Annotated in this window: 13 protein-coding genes and 4 pseudogenes; 5 read left to right on the top strand and 12 right to left on the bottom strand. The window is 39.9% G+C overall.

Translation table 11 applies throughout. The annotated features are described in order from the left end of the window. Positions 1 to 77: 77 nt before the first annotated feature. Both nadE and ACR32F_RS16860 read right to left on the bottom strand, forming a co-directional pair. A pseudogene (gene nadE, locus ACR32F_RS16865) lies at positions 78 to 567 on the bottom strand (NAD(+) synthase); the annotation flags it as partial. Positions 568 to 599: 32 nt separating this feature from the next. After that, a pseudogene (locus tag ACR32F_RS16860) lies at positions 600 to 758 on the bottom strand (nicotinate (nicotinamide) nucleotide adenylyltransferase); the annotation flags it as partial. 171 nt (positions 759 to 929) lie between these two features. Here ACR32F_RS16860 and ACR32F_RS16855 point away from each other — a divergent pair. Together ACR32F_RS16855 and ACR32F_RS16850 are read left to right on the top strand one after the other, a co-directional pair. Further along, positions 930 to 1,286, top strand: coding sequence for a winged helix-turn-helix transcriptional regulator (locus ACR32F_RS16855; RefSeq protein WP_440108913.1), 357 nt, complete (start codon positions 930 to 932; stop codon positions 1,284 to 1,286). A gap of 200 nt (positions 1,287 to 1,486) precedes the next feature. Further along, positions 1,487 to 1,741, top strand: coding sequence for a hypothetical protein (locus ACR32F_RS16850; RefSeq protein ID WP_149847212.1), 255 nt, complete (start codon positions 1,487 to 1,489; stop codon positions 1,739 to 1,741). Between the two features lie 449 nt (positions 1,742 to 2,190). Here the strand turns inward: ACR32F_RS16850 and ACR32F_RS16845 are convergent, their stop codons facing one another. After that, on the bottom strand, positions 2,191 to 2,424 hold the full coding sequence (locus tag ACR32F_RS16845) for an ATP-binding protein (protein ID WP_440108911.1): 234 nt from the start codon (positions 2,422 to 2,424) through the stop codon (positions 2,191 to 2,193). Between the two features lie 276 nt (positions 2,425 to 2,700). Between ACR32F_RS16845 and ACR32F_RS16840 the strand changes: the two genes are divergently transcribed. Then, entirely contained in the window at positions 2,701 to 3,699 is a 999-nt protein-coding gene (locus ACR32F_RS16840) for an IS4 family transposase (RefSeq protein ID WP_440108908.1), read from the top strand. 418 nt (positions 3,700 to 4,117) lie between these two features. Here ACR32F_RS16840 and ACR32F_RS16835 read toward each other — a convergent pair whose 3' ends face one another. The 3 genes and pseudogenes from ACR32F_RS16835 to ACR32F_RS16825 form a co-directional block, all read right to left on the bottom strand. After that, positions 4,118 to 4,678, bottom strand: coding sequence for a GNAT family N-acetyltransferase (locus ACR32F_RS16835; RefSeq protein ID WP_440108906.1), 561 nt, complete (start codon positions 4,676 to 4,678; stop codon positions 4,118 to 4,120). Between the two features lie 147 nt (positions 4,679 to 4,825). After that, a pseudogene (locus tag ACR32F_RS16830) lies at positions 4,826 to 5,354 on the bottom strand (MFS transporter); the annotation flags it as partial. Positions 5,355 to 5,465: 111 nt separating this feature from the next. Continuing rightward, positions 5,466 to 6,227: an MBL fold metallo-hydrolase gene (locus ACR32F_RS16825; RefSeq protein WP_440108904.1), complete on the bottom strand. Its 762-nt coding sequence runs from the start codon at positions 6,225 to 6,227 to the stop codon at positions 5,466 to 5,468. 131 nt (positions 6,228 to 6,358) lie between these two features. On the opposite strand from ACR32F_RS16825, the gene ACR32F_RS16820 reads away from it, so the two are divergent. Beyond that, positions 6,359 to 6,769 (top strand): Lrp/AsnC family transcriptional regulator, encoded by a 411-nt coding sequence (locus ACR32F_RS16820; protein ID WP_440108902.1) that lies wholly within the window; start codon positions 6,359 to 6,361, stop codon positions 6,767 to 6,769. A gap of 575 nt (positions 6,770 to 7,344) precedes the next feature. Here the strand turns inward: ACR32F_RS16820 and ACR32F_RS16815 are convergent. Continuing rightward, complete coding sequence (locus ACR32F_RS16815; RefSeq protein WP_440108900.1) at positions 7,345 to 8,619, bottom strand: MFS transporter; 1,275 nt, start codon at positions 8,617 to 8,619, stop codon at positions 7,345 to 7,347. A gap of 217 nt (positions 8,620 to 8,836) precedes the next feature. Between ACR32F_RS16815 and ACR32F_RS16810 the strand changes: the two are divergent. Then, a pseudogene (locus tag ACR32F_RS16810) lies at positions 8,837 to 8,995 on the top strand (MBL fold metallo-hydrolase); the annotation flags it as partial. A 344-nt stretch (positions 8,996 to 9,339) separates the two neighbouring features. On the opposite strand, the gene ACR32F_RS16805 reads toward ACR32F_RS16810, so the two are convergent. The 5 genes from ACR32F_RS16805 to ACR32F_RS16785 all read right to left on the bottom strand — a co-directional run bounded on the left by ACR32F_RS16805 (position 9,340) and on the right by ACR32F_RS16785 (position 12,007). Next, complete coding sequence (locus tag ACR32F_RS16805; RefSeq protein WP_440119913.1) at positions 9,340 to 9,447, bottom strand: rhodanese-like domain-containing protein; 108 nt, start codon at positions 9,445 to 9,447, stop codon at positions 9,340 to 9,342. A 238-nt stretch (positions 9,448 to 9,685) separates the two neighbouring features. Next, positions 9,686 to 9,979 carry a rhodanese-like domain-containing protein gene (locus ACR32F_RS16800; protein ID WP_440119911.1) on the bottom strand — a complete coding sequence of 98 codons (294 nt, stop codon included), beginning with the start codon at positions 9,977 to 9,979 and terminating at the stop codon, positions 9,686 to 9,688. A gap of 53 nt (positions 9,980 to 10,032) precedes the next feature. After that, complete coding sequence (locus ACR32F_RS16795; protein WP_440108898.1) at positions 10,033 to 10,599, bottom strand: TlpA family protein disulfide reductase; 567 nt, start codon at positions 10,597 to 10,599, stop codon at positions 10,033 to 10,035. A gap of 9 nt (positions 10,600 to 10,608) precedes the next feature. Next, complete coding sequence (locus tag ACR32F_RS16790) at positions 10,609 to 11,331, bottom strand: cytochrome c biogenesis CcdA family protein (protein WP_440108896.1); 723 nt, start codon at positions 11,329 to 11,331, stop codon at positions 10,609 to 10,611. Beyond that, on the bottom strand, positions 11,324 to 12,007 hold the full coding sequence (locus ACR32F_RS16785) for a hypothetical protein (protein ID WP_440108894.1): 684 nt from the start codon (positions 12,005 to 12,007) through the stop codon (positions 11,324 to 11,326). The genes ACR32F_RS16790 and ACR32F_RS16785 overlap by 8 nt, the downstream gene beginning before the upstream one ends. Positions 12,008 to 12,054: the final 47 nt, after the last annotated feature.

Below are 12,054 nucleotides of genomic sequence, written 5' to 3'. Positions count from 1 at the left end.
TAAAATCCATACAATAAGGATGCTGACAGCCGATTATTGGTTCAATAAAATAACCTCCTATACGGAGCGGCGTCCCTTCAAACAAGTGCTTCCTTCCACCAAGTATCAAATGGAGTTACGGGTAACTCCCGTTTATGCTTTGTTACATCGAATCGGTTTTCAATATTCTCATTTACACTAGGCATAACTTTGTTACCTAATATATATTGATCAAGAACCTCGTGCTTAATCCCAAGTTCTGTCTCATCCGCTTGCAGAGGTTTGTTATCGAGCAAGTCTGCCGATGGAGTATTTAGATAAAATTGCTCGGTGGCATTAAGGCTCCTTCAAGAGTTCGCGCCCCTGCCCTTTTGTGAGGCCGGCCAATGGATGGATGTCAGCTGCACCGTCGTCGAATTTCGTAAAGTACCCTGTTACAGCCTCGGCTGCATGATCCGTACTGATGACCAGACATTGCTGTTCTCCAGCAATCGTGTACTGTGCAACCATACGCATTCTTGCTTTAACATTCCCCTTATGACAGTCAGCCATGACTTCACCCGTCGCATTATTATAGGCTTTGACAAAAGCCTGCCAATTGTGACAGCCTTCCGGCAAGCTTCGAATGAAATATGCATTTGTTTGTCGGAACGCTGACTGGAGCAAGGCAGGAAGATGACGCGATCCAATTTACATCGATGAGCGACTGTACTTGCCGTCCACAGGTGAATATTAGTGACCGGGTCGAAGGAAGATCCGAAAATCCCGATTTTTCCCATACCATCTTAACTTTTGAATGGGCAAATATTTAAACCTAGGGGTGTATAATTCGCCCCAAAATTTATTCCAATCCTCCTTTACTTAAATTCAAATGTATTATATAGTCTATATATATTTTTAAACAAGTATGCACTTTTACGGCGCATACTATCTAGGAGGATAGTGTAATTATGACAAAATCCAAGGTTAATGTTGCTGATAGCAACAAGAAGATTTCTGATAACCAAGAACCTTTTTTTGGCTACACACTCTCTATTATCAGCGGTAAATGGAAACTGTTAATTATTTACCATTTATCAAATAACGGTGCAGCACGCTATAATGAACTGCAGCGTATGATAGGTAAAATAACCTATAGAACACTCAGTTCCACCTTAAAGGAAATGGAGAGTGATGGATTAGTTCATCGTGAGGAGTATCCTCAAATCCCCCCAAAGGTTGAATATAGTCTTACTGAAAAGGGACAAAGTCTCTGGCCTATTATTCAGGAAATGTGCCAATGGGGAGAGTTTAATAAAGAACGTTAAAGAGAGATAACCGGATAATTGCATGGATGGCTGGATCCTGAAGGATCATATGCTTCGTCTAATTGATAACTTTTATTCGATTTATTTATCAGATTAAAAGCATGAGTTAAGGGAGGAAATTTCGAAACAATTTAGTGGGATTTTGGGGTGGCGTCCGGAGTCTAGACGGAAAATCTCTAAGTTGTAAGTCGGATGCAGACGTGAATGAGTCTTCCTATAATGAGGCCTGGGAGAATGGCAACTATTTCTCCAATACAAACTATATTCTGCGTGAATATGGAATTCCAAGTGTGTCTGTAAGTATGGGGGCGATGAAGGATACGGGCATGCCTGTCAATCTAACCCTGGCGGGTGCAGCTTATACCGACAATGACCTGCTCCGATATGCATATTCCTATGAACAGGCATCGCACAACCCGTCCGATTGCAACCCGTACGCCTCCGCTGCAAGATGAGACTATTTCATACAATCCTAAAACATCAATTACTCCTGCAAAGCGGCTCGAGAAAGATACTCCTGTAATAACATTAAATGCTGCAATCAAAGAGTAAGCTCTTGTCTTAAGCGGATCCGTCACCGATCAGAGTACGATTACTGAACTTCGTGTTTATGTCAATGGCATTCGTGTAGGGCCGAAGCATATATACCTAATTGGATATACCTAATTGGTTATCCACACTCTCAACTGCAAAATATAAACAACCCGGTGCCTTTAAGGCAGATACAATACATGTTTTTGCCCTGGCCAAAGATATTTCATGGAAATACCTCTGCTCAAATTACCTCTTTGGATTTAGCACCTTGAGATACTGACACCTATTAACTTGGTAATTGAAATAAACAGGGAGAAACCGGTAACTATCTGGCCCCCCTGTTTAATTTATCCCTCTTCCAAAAACCTCTCTAACGTAAACCAAAAAACAACACCATCGTCCGTATACAGCAGCCGCAGGATTGGCCAAGATCATTTACAATCTGCTTGACGATAGCCAGTCCCAGGCCTGAGCCAGACACGTTCCGACTTCTGCCCTCTGCAACTTGATAAAATTGGTCCCATATCCGCTGCAAGTGTTCAACCGATATCGAATTGCCAGGGCTCCATATAATCCCTCTTAATTGTGCTTTGGGCGGAAACAAGCGTCCGCCATCTCCTATCTATTGATCATATCGGTTCCGTGGAACCCCATCCGGTCATCCTTGCCTTTAATTATATAGAAATATGGCGATTGGCGGTAAGGACGCAGGTTCTGGGTTTCGGGCTTGCAGGCAATGTCATTAAGATAAGGAACAGGCCCAGAATGAATCACAAGAGCAGGCCATCCAAAAGATGGCTTGTTTTTTTGCGTAAAAAAAGCTTGACAAGTTCGTAGAAATATGTGGCGAAGCCCCTTGAAACAAAAGGAGGCTACGCCAATGAATTTGTACGCTATTTCGCTAAAAGATAAGTTGACATCCCTCATACGAGAAATGTCTCTCACGCCCGCGCTTTATGTTAGGAACCCGGAAACTGATTTTACTCGGAAGAAAAAGCTACCTTTTGAAACGGTCATGCATCTTCTCATCTCTATGGGAGGAAACAGCTTATACAAGGAACTTCTGGAATCACAAGGCTATGACGTCAACACGGCAACTACTTCTGCGTTTGTTCAGCAACGGAATAAAATTCTCCCATCTGCCGTGGAATTCTTGTTTCACAACTTTACGCAATCGGTTACCGAACTCAAGAACTACCGTGGTTATCGTTTACTTGCCATGGATGGCTCGGATTTGCACATTCCAACGGACCCCGCAGACCCAAACACCTATTTTCAAAATGCGCCCGGTAGCAAAGGCTACAACCTGCTGCGCTTGAACGCAGCCTATGATTTATGTAACCGACTATATGTGGATGCGGTCATTCAACCGCGAAGGTTGTGCAACGAGGGAAGAGCGCTCGCCACGATGGTGGATCGTTCTCCCATTCAGGGGAAAACCATTGTCATTGCTGACCGTGGCTATGAAAGCTACAATAATTTCGCACATTTAGAACGCAAAGGATGGGGCTATGTCATTCGGGTAAAGGATCTGGATTCAAGAGGAATTCTTTCCGGTTTACACTTGCCCTACAGCGGAGAATTTGATACAGACGTTCATTTGACACTCACCAAAAAGCAAACCAAAGAGGTAAAGGCAGAGCCCGAGAAATATAAGTTCGTCCCAGCCACCTCTACCTTTGACTTTTTAGATTTGCAAGACCATCTGTTTTACCCGATTTCCTTTCGGGTTGTTCGTTTTGTTCTGCCGACTGGCGGTTACGAGACGATCATCACCAATCTGCCAACTGCTGAATTCCCGCCAGATGAAATTAAATCGATTTACAACAAGCGGTGGTCATCATCTCGCAAATGGATAAACAGCACCCGTACCAAATAAACTTTACAGTTGCTGTTCATGTGTGCAGACACTTCCTACGCTCCAAGGACAATGAACCCCCGCCCGATGTTGAAGCACTGATTTGCAAGAATATTTTGCCGATTCGACTAAAGCGACCAGGTCAGGAGAATACGCGCAAAATCCGTGGGAAATCAGTGGTTAGCTTCGTATACAGAGTAGCATAATGGATGCCATATGAACATTTTTTAAGGGATATTTCCTCCGCTTTGTTTGCTGTACCCTTTTTTCGTATTTGGACAAAAAAAAGAAACGGCATAGGACTTTTCCCATACCGTTTCAGATTTCATTTTATTCTCCGTCTTGTCTTTGAGTTAAACTTAATGACATTGGATATCTAGCCCTATCTTTCTTCTACGATAAACAGGAGTTTGGTTCATTTTAATCTTTAAACATTTAATTAAATTTTGTTTGATGTGATTTGAACTTCTAAGAAAAGGAAAAGTGAATCTCCTGTAAATGTCTTTACTAAATCATAAAATTCTTCTTTAGTAACCTCTTTTTCTCCATTTACCATAGCCTCATATAAACACCAGCGATCTTTATATAAGAGTCCTGAACTTTCATAACCATTCCGCTCATAAAACTTTTTCCTTGTTAACCTTTGCACAAAATTAATTGCACTTTCATCAATAACTTCTATATTGAGTATTATTTGGTTTTTTGAGTATTTATCTTTAATTTGAGATAGTACCAGGCTACCATAGCCTTTTGATCTAACATTACCGTCTATTGCCAAATACAGAACATATGTTAAATTTTTATGGGTAATTAAATAAGTAAACCCTACAAAAATATCCTTATCGTAAATAGCAAGAAAATCTACACAATTTAGATTTGCTTTATAGAATAACAAATCCATAGGATGTCGTTCAACTTCAGGAAAAGATCCATAATATAAATCTTTTACTTTCTCGATGTCTTTTGAGTTTTTATTTATTGATTCTAATAATAGTTCCATACTATCAAATCCTTTATTTTTTTTCTTCACATAAAAAAACTATATTCTTTAAGTTTTAGGAATTCAGGCCTTCCATGTTCTCCATTTGTTTTAGCCAGCCACCGCCAATATTGCAACTGTAATTAAACATAATTGGATCAGTTTCTATTCACCAAGTATATCTACCATTTTTCCAAACATAAAAACTTGGATAACAACTCCGAAAATTGAGCTGATTGTAATAATAGCCCGAATCTCCTTCGGCGTGAAGCCAAATTTATGATCAGAAAATAGACTAAAACAGTTTCATATGCTGGTAAACCGAAAGCAAGTACAAATACAATGATTAAGGCAGTAAAGTAACGTGGATTAAGTGATCTTTTGAAATCGCCTATAAAGTTTGTTTGCTTTGTATTAGCAGAAAATTCTGCAATCTATTCCTTTGTTAGCGGCTCTTTTAAAATAAATATGGATGAGTTGCATACTAAAAAGGCAATACCTGCCGCAAAGAAAAAGGCATACCTATACCGTATTCTGCAATAAAGCCACCGATGGCAGGTCCGATAATAAAGCCAGTACTATTGGCGGGAGAGATATAGCCTATCGCTTTTGACCGTTTCTGAACAGATGTAATATCTGCAACATATGCAGTAACACCCGGCATAATAAAGGTGGCACTATTTCCCCCTAGAATCTTTGGAAAAGTGCTTCATAAAAACGACGAACTTATTCTTAATTGGTTTCAACTGACATGATTGTCTTTCCACTCATGAAAAATTAAAACTACAATTTCTGTCTTCTCTATTCTTTAAAATGAATATGATTCTCCGTCATCAGGTACTAAAACATTCGAGGAGATTCCTTTTTCACTAATAAAGCTTTTTAATTCTTCTTTTGATAATGTCCAATGATTGACAGCTTCCATATGGACAGAAATGATTTTTGCATCTGGAGCAGCTTTATAAACTTCATAAATGTCATCTTTCCCCATAATTAGAGAACCACCTTCAGAAAGTTGAACATCCCCGCCGTTGACTACAATTACTTCTGGTTTGTGTGTTTCAATTACTTCCTGAACAGCTTCATACCAAACAGTATCTCCAGCTACATATAAAGTTTTCTCATTTGAGTGTTTGAAGACTACGCCGCACACTAGACCAGTACCCTTTAGGATTTCGCCTCTTCCATGCTCACCTTTTGTTTTAATTAATTGGATTCCTTCAAAGACTGTATTCTCTTGTAAAACCTCAACATTTTGGAAGCCTGCATTTCGAATTTCAGTCGCATCTTCTTCATTTTGGGAAAATATTTTAATCTCTTTGGGCAGCGCTTCTTTAGCAGCATCATCCCAGTGGTCATAATGTAGATGAGTGACAATAACAGCATCAACATTATGAATGATATCGTCAATGGATATTGGTAAACTAACTAAAGGATTATTTGAGTTGTTTTGTCTTAATGAAGGGAAAGGCGGGTAAGTGCCTTTTTCTGATAACATTGGATCAATTAAAAATTTCTTTCCCGCATATTCAACGACAATTGTTGCATTACGAATTTGATGTATATTCATATATATTAACCCCTTTATATTTTAAATTTCATCTGAACAATGTATATTCTACACTATGGACACATAACATATACATAGATTAAGTAAAGTCTTTTGGCGGTTTGACTTTATTTATGAAAGGAGTTAAATAAATGTTACATAACACATATATGCATATCTTGAAGAAACTAACTAAGAACAGTCGGATTACAATGAAAGAATTGGGTGAAAAAGTCCATTTGACTGGACCGGCTACTTCAGCTAGAGTGGCAAAATTAGAGGACAATGGGATTATTGAGGGGTATACCATTAAAGTGAATCAAGTAAAAATGGGGTATATTGTTAACCCAATTATACATATTTATACGAAAAGCACGAATCATCAACCTTATCTGTCGTTTATAAAAAAACAAGTTCAATTCGTCATAAACAACTACAAAGTCAGTGGAGAAAATTGTTACCTTCTCGAATGCAAATTCCCAGGCAATGAAATATTAGATGAATTCTTGACAGGTTTGAGCAATTTGGTGAGCTACAAATTATCCATTGTTATTAACAAATAGTATCAATAAACATGCGACATTGTGAAGGAATACAGTTAAACAAACGGAGGTATTAATCCAAGAAAGAACGATGCCTTTTAAGTTGAAGTTACTTATTGAATGTAGTGTATTGTTTAGAGGAAATCAAAGATCGGTCACTTAAAGAAAAATCCCTTTTTAATAGACTTAGAAAAGGTTCTTATTATTCAAGAAAAGCCTTCGTTACTTCCCCTTAAGATAGAGTTTACATCAGTTATCCTTTCAACCTTAATTGCAACTAGTTCTTTGTGGTAATAATTTAAAAAGCTACTTATGGTCTTTTTACCTTAAAAATCATAAAGAAACCCTTAAAGGCATTGTTCCCCTCCCTATTAGCGTTAGATTTCCTCTTTAACTTTTGTACCCATTACAAAAATGTCATCTTCACTCACACCAATTCTCGGCTCCAAGGCTCATGGCATGATCTAAGAATGCCTTGAACTTGATTTCTTATTACAGACGAAATCAAGATTCGGCGTTCTTCGCGTTCTTCACGCTTTATTAATAATAACGAAAGAGACCCTTCAAGGGTCTCTTTCCATACAAATTCAAATTACTTATGATTTTTTAGTGACTTTTATTGATTTTGATATGCGAGACCATATTATAACCGGAATCACTAGCAGTGAAAGTACACCTCCAATGTATGAAAGTAAGGCGAAACTAGAATGTGCTACCACCATACCTGATAGTACTCCTCCTAATGCCCCGGCTATTCCAACAAACACATCAATCATTCCTTGTATTTTTGCGCGATCAGTTGGATTAGTCGAATCAACAATAATTGCAGTTCCACTAATTAAACCAATATTCCACCCAATACCTAACAAAGCAAGAGCAGTGATTAGTAATAACATTGAATCCACAGGAGCTGTAGCTGCAACAATGCCTGCAAGTAATAAAATAGCTGCTGAGACCATCGACATACGTAAACGACCTATCCTGTCTACTAGAATACCTGTTATTAGAGAAGGAAAATACATTGAACCAATGTGGATACCAATGACTAATCCTACGTCATTTAGGTTATGTCCATGATGTTTCATGTGAATCGGTGTCATTGTCATAATTGCAACCATAACGATTTGAGTTAGAATCATGACTGTTGCGCCTACAACTAGTGCTCTATGATTTGTCGCAATTAAAGTTCTGTTCTCTACCGTTTTGTAATGAACAGACTCTTTAATTAGACTTTTAGCTAAAAATAAAGGGTCGGGATTCAAAAAAATTAATATAACCAAGCCCGCTAAAATAAATGCCACTGAAGCTAATACAAATAATCCTGAAAGTGGGGGTAGGCCGATTACCGTTGCAAATTTTCCTGTAGCGTCTACCATATTTGGCCCAGCAACAGCACCAAAAGTTGTCGAAACCATAGAGATACTAATGGCTTTTGCTCGCTGGTTAGGATTAGCCAAGTCTGTTCCTGCATAACGTGCCTGTAGGTTAGCGGCTGTACCGAATCCGTAAATCACTAGTGAGATAAACAAAAGAAATATACTATTATGCACCGTAGCCACTATAACCCCAATAGCTCCAAATCCTCCTGTTAAAAATCCACCTGCAAGGCCAATTCGACGACCATAACGTTGTGAAAATCGTCCGATTATAAATGCAGCTACAGCCGACCCGAGTGTTAATAACGCGGATGGAATACCCGCTAAACTCTCTGTACCTAACATATCCTGAGCCAGCAGTGCTCCAACTGTTACCCCCGCTGCCAGTCCAGCACCCCCAAAAATTTGAGATAACACGACTACAAATAGTGACCTTTTATATAAGCGTTTTTTTAATTCATAATGTTCCGCATGACTTTGAGTATTGTTGGTCAACAACGAAACCCCCTCTTTATTTTGTTTATACTGTACTTGTCAATAATTTCTTCAAGTATTTGTAAATTCAAAGAGCTGATAATATCCCTATGCCACTTCTCTCCATTGGTCCAGTGTCGATATCTCTTTCCAGTTCAAAAAAAGCACTCCTTTGTGCAAAAATCAGATTATTAATGATTGCTTACATAGTTGATTAGTTGACTAGGATAATATTATAGTGCATAAGGCTGCCCCTAACGCGATGATTGTTTCAGTTCACATGGAAGCAGTAAATCACTGGACCTTGTCAAGAGCAGAGTTAAAAAGCTTCCTAAATGAAAAAGGGATTACTTCTAATGTATTAGTGCCGGATGATGGCGAATCTTATACATTCTAACCTATAAGCATTACTGTTCACCTATAAATTCAAATAACAGCAACCGGAGGTTCCGGCTGCTGTTATTTGTTTGCCATAGCCCCCCACCGTATTCAAAAAACGACTCAGCCTTGGCTGAATCGTCATCATTAGTGAATTATTCAGTATAAATCTGATAAATATGGTCCAGCTTTTCCTTCAACAGTGATAAAAGAACAAATCGATCTTCTCTCAAATACTCTTTTGTTCGATGAACAAGAGCATCATCGGAGCACTCAGAATGAGAAACTTCTCTGTTACCTCTTCGACTTTGCTGGCATCAATATGCCCGAGACGGATAAGTGGATAATGGGACAGGAGTTCTTTTAGTTTGGGCAATCGCTTCTGCAATAGAGCAGCAGTTCACGATCCTTTGGGAGATCACCAAGCCGGAAATTCAATTCAGACAAAGGGATATTCGTGGCTCCTTTAATGTGCCCTCCCTTAAATTCCCCTGATTCACGAACATCAATAAGAATCGCCTCTTTGAACTGCTCTAGTTCTCATTTAAAACCTTTCCCATTCAACGTTTTCAAGCCTTTCGTCTTTCCAAATCGAATGTACATAAATACGATGACCAGCAAGATTATAGACAAGCTCGACAAAAGATCATTATTCATATATAGCTCACCTTCCTCATTATTAATTCCTCCTCAGGAAACAGAAGGATGATTAATCACAAACCAATTCATCTTTCCAATTATTAAGTCCTCCGGTCATACTCACGACGTTGTAACCACTAGCGATTAACAGTTCACACGCTAATCCGCTTCTTCCGCCGCTTCTGCAGATCACAATGGTCTCGCGATCGGGGTCCAGTTCATTGAGACGCTCGCTTAGTTGTCCGAGAGGAAGGTGTTTTGCGCCGGCTATATGTCCCTCCTGCCATTCTTCCGGTTCTCTTACATCAAGCATCATGAGAGACTTCCCTTTTTTCAGACGTGCTGCAACCTCCTGCGGTGAAATTTCCTTCAGAACTCTAAATATATATTTGAATACTCCCTCTGATTTGTTTTTCCTTAATGGATTCTGGATATATATTTCTCCATTATTTCATAGCTGATTGCCCCTTGAAATTTTTCCAAGATGACTCCTTCGGTATCCAGTAAATATGTCGTGGGATAAGCAACAACTTGATAAGTTTGCACAACATCACTCTTCTCGTCCATGACAATTGGAAACGTGAGTTGTTGTTCATTAACGAAGGTCTGAACGTCTTCCAAATTCTCTTCTGTAAGCGTCATGTTGACCCCCAGAATGACAACATCTTTTGCCTTGAAATCCTGAAAAATATTCTGCATATGAGGCATTTCCACCTGACATGGCGGACACCAGGTAGCCCAAAAATTAACCAGTACGATCTTGCCCTTAAAATCAGACAGCTGAACTGTAGTCCCCTTTAAGTCCGTAAGCGCAAAGTCCGGCGCCAGCTGTCCCTTCAGGATCCCCGTCCTCAACTGCTTGTTTTCTGACTTCGTTATTTGTATTGTTTCTGAGGGTGATTTTTTAAAATAATCGTAGCCGCCATAAACGACAAGTCCTATCAAAACAAGGATCGCAATCAGGTTTTTTCTCAACTGATTCATCACCATCCACTAAAAGTTGATATCCAAAAGTGTATATTGGGCCAGCCAGGCACTAATTCTCTGCAGTTGTCCGGTAAACAACAAAAATCCCAGACCAATGACTAACCAGCCGTTCAATTTGGACAGAAAAGGAACCCATTTGTTGATTTTTTTCATTAATTGCAGAGAATAAGTCAATAACCATGAAATCAACAGGAACGGCACTCCCATTCCGAGGGAATAGACGGTAAGCAGCCCAACGCCATTCCACAGCGTATCACTGGACCCGGCCAGAAGTAAAATAGCTGACAACGCCAAACCCACACAAGGGCTAAAGCCCGCACCAAAGGCCACACCAGTAAGCAGTGAACGCACTGCACCACGTCTTCTTTTCGTCTTGAATTCTCTTGTCTTACCGGACATCAGCAACCGGAAATTTAGAATCCCCGCCATTTGCAAGCCAAAGATAATAATCAATAAGCCGCTTATTTTTTGAATTACATCGCGTTCCCGGGCAAAGAAATGGCCTATAAAACTTGCCGAAGCTCCCAGCGCAATAAAAACAAGGCTGAAACCCGCGATGAAAAAAAGGGATAGAAAAATCATCTTCCCCCTATTTACAACCAGCTTGCCATCTTGAACGGATGAACCGGTCAAATGAGAAATGAAAGCGGGGAGTAGCGGAAAAACACAAGGGGATAAAAAGGATAGTACACCTGCGGCAAAGGCTGAGAAAACATTAATATTATTCATCGAACCCTCTCTTTTGCTTGTTATCGGTCAACCCGCCCATTCCGGCCAGACCCGCGGCGGCTATAAGGTAGAATACCTGCTGCTTGTTGAATGATAAAAACCACGGTTGCCGTTCGGAAATGAAAAACCAAAGTACAATATGTCCGATACAGAACCAGACAACATAAACGAACCTTCTGGCGGCAGGCAAATTTGATGCTCTTGTAGTCTGTAGAAGGATAAGAAGTACAATGGATAATACTGCGCTTGTCAAATGAAACCATATGAGCTCCGCTCCGGTAAGGAGCAACAATATCCGTGAAGCTAAGTAACCCGCCAGCATATATATAATCAAGATGTCGACCCAAGCCATAAATATTATATTCCGCTTTGAGGCTGCCTTCCAGATATAGACCACTGCTGCCAAAGCTGCCAGCCATGCCCCGCGTTCCCCGCCATCATAATACAGGAGAGAGATCGGACGCTGAATAACCTCTACGGGATAAAATAGCAAATAACTTGCTTTCCAGACAACCATCCATAACCAGAACGCGTTGGTAAGGGGGGGCAAAACTTCCTCTTGTACCCTTTGATTCCGATATTGGTAACGCAACATCAACCAGCCCGCTGTCCCAAACCAAAGATAGAATATCAGTTGTCCGTTTAAGACTAAAGAACCGACTTGAATATTATGCAATTAGCCACCCCTCACTGAAGAGAATAACGCATCTTTACTCCACAATC

It is taken from the genome of Paenibacillus hebaui (assembly GCF_051934385.1).
Taxonomy (GTDB): Bacteria; Bacillota; Bacilli; order Paenibacillales; family Paenibacillaceae; genus Paenibacillus.
The sequence above is the reverse complement of the archived record's forward strand: the minus strand, read 5'-3'. Positions and strand labels throughout refer to the sequence as shown.